Source organism: Streptomyces sp. RKAG337, from assembly GCF_023701715.1.
Lineage (GTDB): Bacteria > Actinomycetota > Actinomycetes > Streptomycetales > Streptomycetaceae > Actinacidiphila.
Window position 1 is genome coordinate 1,998,583 of sequence record NZ_JAJOZA010000001.1, and the last position, 13,011, is coordinate 2,011,593.

The following is a 13,011-nucleotide window of genomic DNA, read 5'->3' on the forward strand; positions in this document are numbered from 1 at the left end:
TTGGTGCGTAGCGAGTGTGCCCGAGTTCTACGCGCGTCCGCCAGAGGTCCGCGTTCCGCTTCACGGAGCCGACACCGCGAATTCGCACCAGACGACCTTGCCGGGATCGCGCCGCCCCACCCCCCAGTCGTCAGCGAGCCCCGCCACCAGCAACAACCCGCGCCCGCCCTCGTCCTCGCCCTGGGGACGGGGAGCGGGCGTCCGAACGTTCCCTCCCCCGCTGTCGTGCACCTCGACCCGCAACGGGCCGCCACCGCCCTGATCAAGGGTGAGGTGCAGCCGGAAACCGCGCCCCGGGGGCACCCCGTGCAGCAGGGCGTTGGTCGCCAGTTCGCTCACGCAGAGCAGCACCTCGTCCTGCCGGTCCGCCACCCCCCACGCCCGCAGCGCCCGCGCGGTGAAGTGCCTGGCAGCGGGCACGGAGCGGCGCTCGCGCCGGTAGAACGCCTCGCGAAAAAGGCGCAGTTGACTGTTCTTTTCCATGGCGCGACTGTCACAGTCAGTGATTATGTTGGACCACAGTGTCAGGGCGTACGGATGGGTTGTACGCCCCGGGAGGGGGTCGCGTGCGGCGGCGGACGGGAAGGGGAGACCTCATGCATCCGGCGAACAAGCCCAAGAAGAATCCGTCGTGGCACGTGATCGGCGCCATGCTCGGTCACTTCCGCAGAGCAGAACGTTTCACGCAGGCGACGCTGGCCGAGCGACTGTGTGTGCACGAGGAGACGATCGCCTCGATCGAGCAGGGTCGCAGGCCGCTCAAGCGGGACCTGGCGGAACACCTGGACCAGCTGTTGGGGACGAAGGGGGCGCTGGCGGTCGCAGTGACCCAGATCCCGGAGAAGGAGCGGTATCCGCTGTTCGCGCAGGACTTCATCGAGCAGGAACAGCGGTCGCTGACGCTCCTCTCGTACGAAACGCACGTCATTCCCGGGCTGCTCCAGACCGAGGATTATGCACAGGCGGTCTTCGCCTGTCTGTTCCCGCCCATCAGTGCGGAAGAGGCGGAGGAACGGTTATCAGCCCGCCTCGACCGACAGAGGCTCTTCGAGCGAAAGCCCTGGCCACCGATGATGAACTACCTGCTGGAGGAGTCGATCCTGCACCGCCCGATCGGTGGCCGGGCGGTACTGCGCGAGCAGAACCGCCACCTGCGCCGATGCGCCGAACTCCCCTTCCTGGGGCTCCAGATCATGCCGACGGACCGCTATGAGCACGCCGGGCTCGACGGTCCCATGGTGCTGCTGGAGACCCCCGACCATGAGCAACTGGCTTATATGGAAGGCCAGCGCGTCAGCTTCCTCGTCGATGATCCAGACGAGGTCAGTGTGCTCCAGCAGAAATATGGGATGCTGCGATCGCAGGCCCTCACCCCCGAGGAGAGCAAGGGCCTGTTGGACGATCTGCTAGGAGATTCATGAACCGCGCAGCAAGCCCACAGCGTTCCGACGACGATCTCGCTTGGTTCAAGTCCACTCACAGCGGCAGCGAAGGCGGCGCCTGCGTCGAGATCGCCTACGCCTGGCGCAAGTCCAGCCACAGTGGCAGTGAGGGCGGCAACTGCGTCGAGGTCGCCACCCACCCCCAGGCCGTGCACATCCGTGACTCCAAGGACCCCGACGGCCCGGCTCTGACGGTCTCCCCCGCCGCCTGGACCCGCTTCGTCGCCTTCGCCGCCGGGGCCGACCTCTCCGCGTAGGCGTACGACGCCGCCCGGTCCCCAGCACCTGGTCACTGTCGGTCATGAATAGGCCAGGTCTTTACCGTTCTTTGCGAGCTCCAGGTTGTCCGGCCCCCGAGGGCTTGAAACGATCAATGGATTGCCGGACAGGGGAACTCCCGCAGTTGATGTGGCGCGCCCGCATGCCGCGAAATCCTCCCCCGGCAGTCAGATCATGACCAGGGCGAGCGGAATGGTTGCGGGGATGGCGGACCTCAAAGTGTCCTACGACAGGCTCGAAGAATCGACGAAGAGCCTGCAGACGATCCAGCGGGAGCTCGAGGACACGGGCGGGCACCAGAAGGAAATCAAGGAATTTCTCGGCTCCGGTGACATCGCGCACGCGATGCATGACTTCGCCAGCAACTGGGACTACCACCGGCACAAGCTGCTGGACAAGGTGAAGGCGATGGGCGAGATGGCCGAGAAGACCATGGAAGCCTTCAAGGACGTGGACAAGAAGCTCGAAGACGGCCTCGACGGCGCCGGCAAGAAGAAGTAGCCCCCGTCACTCCCCGCCAGTAGTCGACCCAGCATGTTCACGTCCGAGGGGAACCAGCAGCATGAGTAGGCCGCCCGACTATGAATGGGCCGTGCTCGATGAGAGCCAGGACCCGATTCCCGGGGAACCGCACGAGGTTCGGGCCGAGGCCAAGCGCCTGAGCAAGATGGCTGAGACGATCCGCGACCAGATCGGCCTGCTGACGGATATCGCAGGTGACGAGAACGTCGGCAAGTTCGCCGACAAGCTGCGCGATACCGCTTCGGAACTCAAAGGCGACCTGGGAAAGGTCGCCACCCGGTACGAGACGGTGTCCGGATATCTGGGCAGCTGGGCCGACGACCTGGATCACTGCCAATCCGAGTCGCTGAAGGCCCTGACCAAGGCCCAGGCCGTCGCGCCGACCGCCAACTCCCCCGAAGTGAAGCCGGTGGCCGGACAGCCGGCGCCGAAACTCACCCCGGAACAGCAACACCACAAGGATGTCCTGGACCACGCGAAACAGGCCGCCCAGGGCGAACTCACTCAGGCGAAAACGCAGTTGGCGCAGGCGAAGAGCCACCGGGATGAACGTGGCCACCACTGGATGCAGAAGATCGAGGACACCGAACACGACGGCTTGAAGGACAGCCGGTGGGACGGGATCAAGGACTTCATCCATGAGCACGCCGGGCTCATCAAGCTGCTCGCGGACATCTGTACCTGGATCGTCACCGCCCTCATCATCATCTCGCTCTTCATTCCCGGCCTGGACATCGCCACCGCCCTGCTGGGCGGACTGATGCTCGCCGCCCTGCTCGGCCATACCGCCGTCGCCCTCACCGGCGACGGCTCCTGGACGGACGTGGCGATGGACGCCTTCGCCATCGTCACCCTGGGCACCGCGGCCTGGGCCAAGGGCCTGCTGGACGGCTCGACGGAGTTCGCCGAGGGAGTGGCGAACGCGACGCGCGCCGGCACGGAGGGCGAGGAGGGCGTGTCAGCCGCCGCCAAGGCCGGAACCGAAGGCGCGGACATCGCATCAGGTGCAGCCAACCAGGGAACCGCGAGCCGGATGTGGTCCTCGGTGGCCGACTACGCCGACGCAGTGGGCCAGAAGTTCCTGGCCGGCGGCGAGAAGGAAGTCCTCGAGAACATGACGAAACTTCGCCAGCTCGCCGAGGAGTTCCCGAACACGAGGCTGTTCCCCAATACGCTCACCCGCGCCGGCGGCTTCCTGAAGACGGTGCGGATCATCAATGGCGCCGCCAATGCCGCCGACGAGTTCAGTCACTGGGCCGGCGGCAGCGACACGTTCAACTTCATCGGGAATCTGGTGCACGGCAAGGGATTCGACGGAGATCTCCTGCACCCGGTGGTGGAAGGCGACACCTCCAAGCCCTTGCCCATATTCGGCAAGTTCAAGGAACTGACCACCGCGGAGGTCGGCTCATGACGGTGAGCGGCTACCGGCTGGTCGTGCCGGACGAATGGGAGAAGATCCCGGTCCAGCGGGGTACGGACAAGGCCATCGCCGCCCTCCTCGACCGCGCCTTCGCGAAGCATGGACGCGATCAGGTCGCCCAGTACCGGCGGGAGTTGGAGGCGCGGCTGAAAAAGGTGATCAACCAGGCGCGCCAGAACGCAGGCGTCGATCTCTTCCTGCCCATGGGAAACCGCGAGCAGAACCTCCCGGCCTCGTTCCTGATCTCCTACGTCGAATTCGGGCGGCTCGACGCCCCTGACCCCCAGCAGGTGCTGGCCGAAGTACTGTCGACGACTCGGGGTGGGGAGCCGGTGGAAATCGCCGGGTGCTCCGGCATCCGGACGGAACGGAACTACGACGCCGATCCGGAACGCGAGGTCGATTACGCGTCACGTCGCATCGAGTACATACTTCCCGTGCCCGGAACCGCCGACAGCTGGCTGCTCTCCTCGTTCTCCACGTTCGGTGGGGGAAGCCCCGACGACGACATCGCAAAACTCCTCGGCGCGCTGTTCGATGCGATCATGAGCACGTTCCGGTGGAAGTATCAGCAGGAGGACGCATGAGCTTCGACCAGCGCAAAGTGACCGACAACTGGGCCGAGACCTCCTGGGACCGCGATGTGTGGTTCCCCATCCCGATCAGCTTTCAGGGCACCAAATGGGCGGATGCCGCCGAGTGGGCTTTCGACTACGCAGGTGATCGCTTCCTTCGTGGCGGCCGGGAACTGAACAAGAAGGTCGTGAAGAAGGAAGTCCTGCCCTTCGCACAGTCCCTCGTGCTCGCCCGGAGCCAAGGTGCCGGCAAACTGGCCGGGCACAAGCTGTACTTCCACTGCCCCGACTACACGAAGATCCCGGTAGTGGTCGCCATCGGCTTGTGGAAACGCGAAGGGACGAGGGAAGAGGCGTTCCAGTACTACAGCTACTGGGGCACGGAGACCGCGACCGTCCCCCCAGTAGCCGAGTGGTTCGAGACCGAGCCCCTCGGCAGGGGCGTCAAGGCCCACTGGAGCGGCGTCGCCGGAACCGGTCCGTACGACCAGGTCAACTACGTCTTCCGCGACGACGACTTCGACACCGACGTACACGTCTTCCTGATGTCCTGGAGCCACGAGCGCTTCCTGGAAGTCCTGCCCGACCTGGACACCCTCGTCCGTACCATCCGCTGCACCCCGGACCCGGACAAGAGCAAGGCCTGACCCCGCGCCACCAGCGCGCGGGGTCAGGCCCGCCCCCGCCCTTTACTCCTGCGGGTCGACGCCCGCCCGCAGCAGCCCGTACGCGTACGCGTCGTCCAGCGCCTGCCAGGAAGCCGCGATCACGTTCTCGGCCACGCCGACCGTGTTCCACTCGCCCTTGCGGTCGCTGGTGGTGACCAGGACGCGGGTGGTGGAGTCGGTGCCCTGGCGGCCTTCGAGGATGCGGACCTTGTAGTCGACGAGCTGGAGCTCGGCGAGCTGCGGGTAGATCCGTTCCAGGGCGACACGGAGTGCGCGGTCGAGGGCGTTGACCGGGCCGTTGCCCTCCGCGGTGGCGACGATGCGCTCGCCCTTGGCCCACACCTTCACCGTGGCCTCGTTGGCGTGGGTGCCGTCGGGGCGGTCCTCGACGATCGCGCGCCAGGACTCGACGCGGAAGTAGCGGCGGGGGCGGCCGTTGATCTCGTCGCGCAGCAGCAGTTCGAAGGAGGCGTCGGCTGCCTCGTAGGTGTAGCCCTGGAGCTCGCGCTCCTTCACCCTCGCGACGACCCGGCCGACGAGCTCGCGGTCGTCGCCGAGGTCGATGCCGAGTTCTTTGCCCTTGAGCTCGATGGAGGCGCGGCCCGCCATGTCGGAGACGAGCATCCGCATGGTGTTGCCGACCTGCTCGGGGTCGATGTGCTGGTAGAGGTCCGGGTCGACCTTGATCGCGGAGGCGTGCAGACCGGCCTTGTGCGCGAAGGCGGAGACGCCGACGTAGGGCTGGTGGGTGGAGGGCGCCAGGTTGACGACCTCGGCGATGGCGTGCGAGATCCGGGTCATCTCGGCCAGCGCGCCCTCGGGGAGCACCTTCTTGCCGTACTTGAGTTCCAGTGCGGCGACCACCGGGAAGAGGTTGGAGTTGCCGACCCGCTCGCCGTAGCCGTTCGCGGTGCACTGCACGTGGGTGGCGCCCGCGTCGACGGCGGCGAGGGTGTTGGCGACGGCGCAGCCGGTGTCGTCCTGCGCGTGGATGCCCAGCCGCGCGTTGGTGTCGGCCAGGACGAGGCCGACCACGGCCTGTACCTGTGCCGGCAGCATGCCGCCGTTGGTGTCGCAGAGGACGACGACGTCGGCGCCGGCCTCGTGCGCGGTCTTCACGACCTGCTTCGCGTACTCCGGGTTGGCCTTGTAGCCGTCGAAGAAGTGCTCGCAGTCGACGAACACCCGCCGTCCCTGCTCGCGCAGGTAGGAGACGGTGTCGCGGACCATCTCCAGGTTCTCTTCGAGCGTGGTGCGCAGCGCCAGTTCGACATGCCGGTCGTGCGATTTGGCGACCAGCGTGATCACCGGAGCCTGGGAGTCCAGCAGCGCCTTGACCTGCATGTCCTCGGCGGCCTTGCCACCGGGGCGGCGGGTGGCGCCGAAGGCGACGAGCGTGGCGTGCCGCAGTTCCAGCTCGGTGGCGGCACGGGCGAAGAACTCGGTGTCCCGGGGGTTGGCGCCCGGCCAGCCGCCCTCGATGAAGCCCACCCCGAAGTCGTCCAGGTGCCGGGCGATCGTCAGCTTGTCCGCGACGGTGAGGTTGATCCCCTCACGCTGCGCGCCGTCGCGCAGCGTGGTGTCGAAGACATGGAAGCTGTCGTCCAATGCGGCTGTCATGGTGGTGAGACTCCTGTCGGATGAGTGGCTACCGGAAGACCCGTCTCCACTTGCCCCCAATGATCCCTCGCGCTTCGCGTCCGGCGTGGGTGGGCCGGGAAACGAAAAAACCTCTCGCGGATGCGAGAGGTCTGCACGCGGGTCTGGGACACGGTGGTCGCTGCCGTACGTTTTCTACGGGGCGCTCACTGCGGACCGGCGTGCGCTGTCCATAATGATGACGTTGGAGAGCACGGAGGCAGTCTGGCACAGACCTGCCCCGGTGCTCCGGCCCGTCTCAGGATGCGAGCGCCTTCTCACGGTCCCGCGTGTCGAGGCCCACCCGGTGCAGATCGATCTCCTTCGTCTCGCGCATCGACAGGTAGACGACGAGCGACACCGCCGCGCATCCCGCCACGTACCAGTAGTAGCCGGACTCGATGCCGCCCTTCTTGAACCACAGCGCCACGTATTCGGCGGTGCCTCCGAAGAGGGCGTTGGCGAGGGCGTACGGGAGGGCGACGCCCAGGGCGCGGATGTGGGTCGGGAAGAGCTCGGCCTTCACGCAGGCGTTGATCGACGTGTAGCCGGTGACGACCACCAGTGCGAGCAGGGCCAGCCCCAGTGCCGACCAGAAGCCGCTGACGTGCCGGAGCATCGTCATGATCGGGACGGTGAGGAAGGTCGAGCCGACGGCGAAGGTGATCAGCAGCGGGCGGCGGCCGATGCGGTCCGACAGCGCTCCCGCGAGCGGCTGCAGACAGGCGAAGACCGTCAGCGCGCAGAAGCTGACGAGGGTCGCGGTCTGTTTGGGCAGGCCGGCGCTGCTGGACAGGTACTTCGTGAGGTACACGGTGTACGTGTAGTAGGCAACGGTGCCGCCCATGGTGAGCGCCATGACCAGGAACGCCTCGCGCCGGTGCTTCCACAGCGTCCCCAGGGTGCCGCTGTCCTCCCCGGCCTCGCCCGCTTCCGCGGACGCCCCCTCGTAGACGTCCGTCTCGAGCATGCTGCGCCGCAGGTAGAAGACGATGGCCGCGCCGGCGGCGCCGACGATGAACGGGATCCGCCAGCCCCAGCTGTGCAGCGCTCCGTCCGACATCGTGTGCTGCAGGATCAGCTGCAGCCCGAGCCCGATGATCTGCCCGACGGTCATCGACACGTACTGGAAGCTGGAGGCGAACCCCCGGCGGCCGGGCGCCGACGCCTCCGTCAGATAAGTGGCGCTCGCCGCGTACTCACCGCCGACCGACAGGCCCTGCAGCAGCCGCGCCACCAGCAGGACGGCCGCGCCGCCGTACCCGGCGACCGCGTACGTCGGCGCCGCCGCGATCAGCACCGCGCTCGCCGACATCAGGGAGACCGAGAGCGTCAGCGCGGCCTTGCGGCCCTTGCGGTCGCCGATTCGGCCGAGCAGCCAGCCGCCGACCGGCCGCATGAAGAAGCCGACCGCGAAGATGCCCATCGTGTTCAGCATCTGGGCGGTCTCGTCCCCCTTGGGGAAGAACGAGGCCGCGAAGTACGTCGCGAACGTCGAGTACACGAACCAGTCGAACCACTCGACCATGTTGCCGGCCGAGCCGACCCAGATCTTCTTCCAGTGCTGCTGACCGTCGGCACGTTCCGTGGTGCTCATGGTCAACGACCGTGCCGGAACGGACGGTTCCCCCGCAAGACCGCCTCCGGCGGCGCCGGCTCACTGACCCGCGCTGCTGCCCCCGCCGCCCCCGGAGTACCGGGTGGGCCCCGGCTCCGGCCGCGGGGCTGCCGGCCGTTGCGGCGGCAGTTCGGTGATGCCCAGGTCGCGGCGCATCTGCTGCCGCAGGGCGTACAGATCGGCGGAGCACCCGGCCAGTTCGGTCTCCGCCTCGCTCCGCCGCTCCCCCGACGGCGGCTCGCCGCCGGCGGGCGTGAGCAGCGAGTACACCCGGTTCAGCCGCCCGATGAGCTCCGCGGCGGAGACCAGCACCGCGTCGCTGATGACCATCTGGGCCGCCGCGTACGTCTCGCGGTTCGCAGCGCGCGCCTCCTCCAGTAGCTGGCGGCGCCCGGCCTCGACGGCCTCGCTTCGCACGGCCAGGCAGCTGGACAGCGCGTCGTGATACCGCCGGATCGACTGGTTCAGCTGCGCGTTCGACGCCTTCCGCTCCGCACGGTTGCCGCTCCTGGCGACAACGCGGTGCGTCAGCAGGGCGGTCAGCAGTGCGCCGAGGGCACCGACCACGGCGACGACGAGAGCGGTCACGCGCTCCACGGTAGCCGCGAACGGCTACGTGGCGGGTGCGAACAGGCCGTCCTGGAGGAACTCCCGGACGTGGCCGAGCACCGCCTCGCGGTCGGTGCCGGGCAGGCCGACGACCAGGTGGGTGCCGAAGCCGTCGAGCAGTGCGCGGAGCCGGACGGAGAACCGTTCGGGGTCGGTGCTGCGGAACTCGCCGCGGGAGATGCCCTCGGCGACCAGCGCCACCAGGTCCCGGTGCCAGGCCAGTTCGAGCGAGAGCTGCCGCTGGAGACCTTCCTCGCCCAGCTGGGAGCGGGTCCAGACCTCGGACCACAGCACCCAGTGCGGATCGCGGTGGCCGTCGGCGAGGTAGTGGTCGATGACCAGGTCGAGCCGCTCGCGGGCGGGCAGCGGCTTGGACAGCAGGGCGCGGCGCTGGGCGCCGAGCTGCTCCTCGCTCCACTCCAGGGTCTGGAGGAGCAGCTCGTCCTTGCTGCCGAAGTAGTAGAGGACGTGACCGCTGCTCATCCCGATCCCGCGGCCGAGGCCGGCGAGGGTCAGCTCGGCCAGGCCGTGTTCCGCGATGGCCGCCATCGCGGCGGCCATCACCAGCTCACGGGGCTGCTTGAGCCGCCGCCTGGCGCGGGGCGTTCCGGTCACCGCGTCCTCCGACGATGTATCCCCGGGTCACACCTGGGGCTGCTGTTGCGTGATGCAGTGGATGCCGCCGCCGTGCGCGAAGATCGTGCGGGCGTCGACGGGGACCACTTCGCGCTCCGGGAAGAGCCGGCCGAAGATCTCCGCGTTGACCCGGTCGGCCGGGTCGTCGAAGGAGCACAGCACGACGGCGCCGTTGCACAGGTAGTGGTTGACGTAAGAGTAGTCGACCAGTTCCCCGTCCTCCCCGGTGGCCGAGGGGCGGGCAGCTCGACGACCTCGAGGGCGCGGCCGCGCGCGTCGGTGGCGTTGCCGAGCAGCTTGATCGTCTCCTGCGACACCGCGTGGTCGGGGTGCGACGGGTCCTGCTGGCTGTGCACGACGACCGTGCCGGGCCGGACGAACGCGGCCAGGATGTCGACATGGCCGCGGGTGCCGAAGAGCCCGTAGTCGGCGGTCAGCCCGCGCGGCAGCCAGATCGCCTTGGTCGTGCCGAGGTACGCGTGCAGCTCCTCCTCGACCCGCTCCTTGGTCCAGCCCGGGTTGCGTCCCGGGTCGAGCTGGACGGTCTCCGTGAGCAGGACGGTGCCCTCGCCGTCGACGTGGATGCCGCCGCCCTCGTTGACCAGCGACGAGGCGTAGGCGCGCGCACCGGCCAGCTCGGCGACCTTCGCGCCGACCTGGGAGTCCAGGTCCCACTGCGCCCACTCCTGGGCGCCCCAGCCGTTGAACACCCAGTTCGCGGCGGCCAGTTCGCCGTCGCGGACCAGGAACGTCGGGCCCATGTCGCGCATCCACGCGTCGTTGAGCGGCTGCTCCACGACGTCGACACCGGGGCCGAGCAGCGAGCGGGCCTTGTCGCCGTCACCGGGGGTGGTGAGCACGGTGACCGGCTCGTAGCGGCTGATGGTGCGGGCCACCTCGGCCCAGGCGCGGCGGGAGACGTCGAGGTCCGCGTCGTCCGCGAAGGTGGTGCTGGGGGACGGCAGCGCCATCCAGGTGCGGGCGTGCGGGGCCCACTCGGGGGGCATCCGGAAGCCGTCAGCTGCGGGGGTCGTGTTCATGGTGCGGATCCTTGTCACAAGAAGTACAGGCGGCTGAGGGACACCTGGTCGGCGGGTTCCGAGCGCAGCGGGTCACCGTCGAGGGTGACGAGGCCGGTGCTGCCGTTCACGTCGACCTGGCCGGTGCGGGAGTTGAACAGCAGGTCGGCGGGGCCGATGCCGCGCGTGCCGCGCACCGCCACCCGGCGGCGTCGGGTCGGCATCCGGTCGTTCGCGGACTCGGCCGCCGCGCGGGCGACGAAGGCGACCGACAGATCGGCCGCGGTCGCGCCGTGCGCCCCGAACAGCGGTCCGATGACGAGGGGTTCGCAGTCGTCGGTGGCGGCGTTGGGGTCGCCGGTGACGCCGTAGGCGGGGAAGCCGGATTTGAGGACCATCTGCGGCTTGGCGCCGAAGTACTGCGGCTTCCACAGCACGATGTCGGCGAGCTTGCCGACTTCGAGGGAGCCGATCTCGTGGGCGAGGCCGTGGGCGATGGCGGGGTTGATGGTGAGCTTGGCGATGTAACGCAGCACGCGCGCGTTGTCGTCGGCGGGCCCGTCGCCCTCCATCGGCCCCAGCTCGGCCTTCATCTTGGCGGCCATCTGGAAGGTGCGGCGGACGGTCTCGCCCGCGCGGCCCATGCCCTGCGCGTCGGAGGAGGTGATGCCGATCGCGCCCAGGTCGTGCAGCACGTCCTCGGCGCCCATCGTCCCGGCGCGGATGCGGTCGCGGGCCATGGCCGCGTCGCCCGGCAGGTCGGTCTTGAGGTCGTGGACGGAGACGATCATGCCGTAGTGCTCGGCGACCGCGTCCCGCCCGAACGGCAGCGTGGGGTTGGTGGACGACCCGATGACGTTCCGCACGCCCGCCATCTTCAGCACGTTGGGCACATGCCCGCCGCCACAGCCCTCGATGTGGAAGGCGTGGATCGTGCGGCCGTCCAGCACGGACAGGGTGTCCTCCACCGACAGGCACTCGTTCAGGCCGTCGCTGTGCAGCGCCACCTGGACGTCGTGCTCCTCGGCGACGCGCAGCGCGGTGTCCAGGGCTCGGGTGTGCGCGCCCATGTCCTCGTGGACCTTGAAGCCGGACGCGCCGCCCTCGGCGAGCGCCTCGACCAGCGGAGCCGGATCGGAGGACGAACCGCGGGCCAGGAACCCGATGTTGACCGGCCAGGCGTCGAACGCGTTGAACGCGTGCCGCAGCGCCCAGGGCGAGTTGACGCCGACGCCCCAGACCGGGCCGAACTCCTGGCCGATGATCGTGGTGACGCCGGAGGCGAGTGAGGCCTCCATGATGCGCGGCGAGAGCAGATGGACATGGGTGTCCACGGAACCCGCTGTCGCGATCAGGCCCTCGCCGGAGACGATGCTGGTTCCGGTGCCGACGACGACATCGACCCCGTCGAGGGTGTCGGGGTTGCCGGCCCGGCCGATCGAGCAGATCCGGCCTTCGCGGATGCCGATGGACACCTTGCGGATGCCGAGTACCGCGTCGATCACGACGACGTTGCTGATCACGACGTCACAGGTGTCGCGGACGGCCGCCGCCTTGAGGTGCATACCGTCACGGGCGGTCTTGCCGAAACCGGCCAGGAACTCGTCACCGGGCAGCTGCGCGTCGGACTCGACACGGATGACGAGCCCGGAGTCGCCCAGCCGCACCCGGTCCCCGGCACGGGGACCGTGCACCGCCACGTATTCGCGCGGGTCGATTCCGGTCATGAGCCGTCCTCCAACGAGTTCGGGGGCTGGGTCGAGGTCGGGTTCGGGTTCGAGTTCGGGTTCGGGGGCTGGGTGCCGAGGTAGCCGCAGGCCGCGGCCCGGCGCAGGGCCTCCTCGCGGGCACCGGGTGCGTCGAGCGGGCCGTCCACCAGGCCCGCGAAGCCGATCGCGACCCGGGCGCCGCCGATCGGCACCAGGCCCACCGGCGCTGACTCCCCCGGGCCGAAACGCACCGACGAGCCCGCCGGGACGGCGAGCCGCATGCCGTAGGCGGCGGACCGGTCGAAGTCGAGCCGCGGATTGGCCTCGAAGAAGTGGAAGTGCGAGGTGACGCTGATCGGCACGGTCGCGGTGTTGTGGACGGTCACCGTCACGGACGGAGCCCGCTCGGGGACCGCGGGGCCGGTCAGTACGGCGCCGGGCGCGTCGTCGCCGAGCGACCCTCCGCCGATCGGCGCGGTGATCACGGCGAGCCGGGACCCGTCGTCGAAGACCGCCTCGACGTGCACCTCCTTGACCACGTCGGCCACTCCGGGGAGCACGTCGTCGGGCCCGAGGACGGCCTTCCCCGCGGCGATGGCCTCGGCCAGCCGGCGGCCGTCCCTGGCCGCCTCGCAGACGGTGTCGGCGATGAGCGCGGTCGCCTCCGGCACGTTCAGCAGCAGGCCGCGGGCCCGGCGGGCCCGCGCCAGCTCGGCGGCACCGAACAGCAGCAGGCGGTCCCGCTCGGTCGGGGTCAGTCGCATGTCGCGCCTCCCGGCATGAAGGTCATGAAGGTCATGAAGCTCTCGAAGAGTTAGAACACCACTCTAACAATTCATCCCGGCGACGTGAAGTATTGACCGTAGGCCATAG

13 protein-coding genes and 1 pseudogene are annotated in these 13,011 nt (G+C 68.9%); 6 read left to right on the forward strand and 8 right to left on the reverse strand.

What is annotated here, in order from left to right; translation table 11 throughout:
- Positions 1-60: 60 nt before the first annotated feature.
- Positions 61-483 (reverse strand): ATP-binding protein, encoded by a 423-nt coding sequence (locus tag LNW73_RS08790; protein WP_250989546.1) that lies wholly within the window; start codon positions 481-483, stop codon positions 61-63.
- Positions 484-596: 113 nt separating this feature from the next.
- Here LNW73_RS08790 and LNW73_RS08795 point away from each other — a divergent pair, with 113 nt between their 5' ends.
- The 6 genes from LNW73_RS08795 to LNW73_RS08820 all read left to right on the forward strand — a co-directional run bounded on the left by LNW73_RS08795 (position 597) and on the right by LNW73_RS08820 (position 4,888).
- A complete protein-coding gene (locus tag LNW73_RS08795; RefSeq protein WP_250989547.1) occupies positions 597-1,421 on the forward strand; it encodes a helix-turn-helix domain-containing protein in 825 nt (274 codons plus the stop codon).
- Positions 1,418-1,699 carry a DUF397 domain-containing protein gene (locus LNW73_RS08800; RefSeq protein WP_250989548.1) on the forward strand — a complete coding sequence of 94 codons (282 nt, stop codon included), beginning with the start codon at positions 1,418-1,420 and terminating at the stop codon, positions 1,697-1,699. The genes LNW73_RS08795 and LNW73_RS08800 overlap by 4 nt, the downstream gene beginning before the upstream one ends.
- 226 nt (positions 1,700-1,925) lie before the next feature.
- Positions 1,926-2,222 carry a hypothetical protein gene (locus tag LNW73_RS08805; protein ID WP_164298341.1) on the forward strand — a complete coding sequence of 99 codons (297 nt, stop codon included), beginning with the start codon at positions 1,926-1,928 and terminating at the stop codon, positions 2,220-2,222.
- A 91-nt stretch (positions 2,223-2,313) separates the two neighbouring features.
- Entirely contained in the window at positions 2,314-3,657 is a 1,344-nt protein-coding gene (locus tag LNW73_RS08810) for a hypothetical protein (RefSeq protein ID WP_250989549.1), read from the forward strand.
- Positions 3,654-4,253 (forward strand): hypothetical protein, encoded by a 600-nt coding sequence (locus LNW73_RS08815; protein WP_138358218.1) that lies wholly within the window; start codon positions 3,654-3,656, stop codon positions 4,251-4,253. The genes LNW73_RS08810 and LNW73_RS08815 overlap by 4 nt, the downstream gene beginning before the upstream one ends.
- Positions 4,250-4,888 carry a hypothetical protein gene (locus tag LNW73_RS08820; RefSeq protein WP_250989550.1) on the forward strand — a complete coding sequence of 213 codons (639 nt, stop codon included), beginning with the start codon at positions 4,250-4,252 and terminating at the stop codon, positions 4,886-4,888. Before LNW73_RS08815 ends, LNW73_RS08820 begins: the two co-directional genes overlap by 4 nt.
- A 42-nt stretch (positions 4,889-4,930) precedes the next feature.
- On the opposite strand, the gene cimA is transcribed toward LNW73_RS08820, so the two are convergent.
- From cimA to ureA, 7 genes and pseudogenes are all read right to left on the reverse strand, one after another.
- Positions 4,931-6,529, reverse strand: coding sequence for a citramalate synthase (gene cimA, locus LNW73_RS08825; RefSeq protein ID WP_250977899.1), 1,599 nt, complete (start codon positions 6,527-6,529; stop codon positions 4,931-4,933).
- Positions 6,530-6,806: 277 nt separating this feature from the next.
- Entirely contained in the window at positions 6,807-8,144 is a 1,338-nt protein-coding gene (locus LNW73_RS08830) for an MFS transporter (protein ID WP_250989551.1), read from the reverse strand.
- Between the two features lie 60 nt (positions 8,145-8,204).
- Entirely contained in the window at positions 8,205-8,753 is a 549-nt protein-coding gene (locus LNW73_RS08835; RefSeq protein WP_250989552.1) for a hypothetical protein, read from the reverse strand.
- Between the two features lie 24 nt (positions 8,754-8,777).
- Positions 8,778-9,389 carry a TetR family transcriptional regulator C-terminal domain-containing protein gene (locus tag LNW73_RS08840; protein ID WP_250989553.1) on the reverse strand — a complete coding sequence of 204 codons (612 nt, stop codon included), beginning with the start codon at positions 9,387-9,389 and terminating at the stop codon, positions 8,778-8,780.
- 27 nt (positions 9,390-9,416) lie between these two features.
- Positions 9,417-10,450 (reverse strand): annotated as a pseudogene (locus LNW73_RS08845) (agmatine deiminase family protein).
- A 14-nt stretch (positions 10,451-10,464) separates the two neighbouring features.
- Positions 10,465-12,156 carry an urease subunit alpha gene (locus LNW73_RS08850; protein ID WP_250989554.1) on the reverse strand — a complete coding sequence of 564 codons (1,692 nt, stop codon included), beginning with the start codon at positions 12,154-12,156 and terminating at the stop codon, positions 10,465-10,467.
- Positions 12,153-12,902: an urease subunit gamma gene (gene ureA / locus LNW73_RS08855; protein WP_250989555.1), complete on the reverse strand. Its 750-nt coding sequence runs from the start codon at positions 12,900-12,902 to the stop codon at positions 12,153-12,155. The genes LNW73_RS08850 and ureA overlap by 4 nt, the downstream gene beginning before the upstream one ends.
- Positions 12,903-13,011 lie beyond the last annotated feature (109 nt).

Bases quoted from the DNA above. Each gene is read 5' to 3' on its own strand.
- LNW73_RS08790 (WP_250989546.1), bottom strand. From the start codon at position 483: ATGGAAAAGAACAGTCAACTGCGCCTTTTTCGCGAGGCGTTCTACCGG.
- LNW73_RS08795 (WP_250989547.1), top strand. From the start codon at position 597: ATGCATCCGGCGAACAAGCCCAAGAAGAATCCGTCGTGGCACGTGATC.
- LNW73_RS08800 (WP_250989548.1), top strand. From the start codon at position 1,418: ATGAACCGCGCAGCAAGCCCACAGCGTTCCGACGACGATCTCGCTTGG.
- LNW73_RS08805 (WP_164298341.1), top strand. From the start codon at position 1,926: ATGGCGGACCTCAAAGTGTCCTACGACAGGCTCGAAGAATCGACGAAG.
- LNW73_RS08815 (WP_138358218.1), top strand. From the start codon at position 3,654: ATGACGGTGAGCGGCTACCGGCTGGTCGTGCCGGACGAATGGGAGAAG.
- LNW73_RS08820 (WP_250989550.1), top strand. From the start codon at position 4,250: ATGAGCTTCGACCAGCGCAAAGTGACCGACAACTGGGCCGAGACCTCC.
- cimA (WP_250977899.1), bottom strand. From the start codon at position 6,529: ATGACAGCCGCATTGGACGACAGCTTCCATGTCTTCGACACCACGCTG.
- LNW73_RS08830 (WP_250989551.1), bottom strand. From the start codon at position 8,144: ATGAGCACCACGGAACGTGCCGACGGTCAGCAGCACTGGAAGAAGATC.
- LNW73_RS08850 (WP_250989554.1), bottom strand. From the start codon at position 12,156: ATGACCGGAATCGACCCGCGCGAATACGTGGCGGTGCACGGTCCCCGT.
- ureA (WP_250989555.1), bottom strand. From the start codon at position 12,902: ATGCGACTGACCCCGACCGAGCGGGACCGCCTGCTGCTGTTCGGTGCC.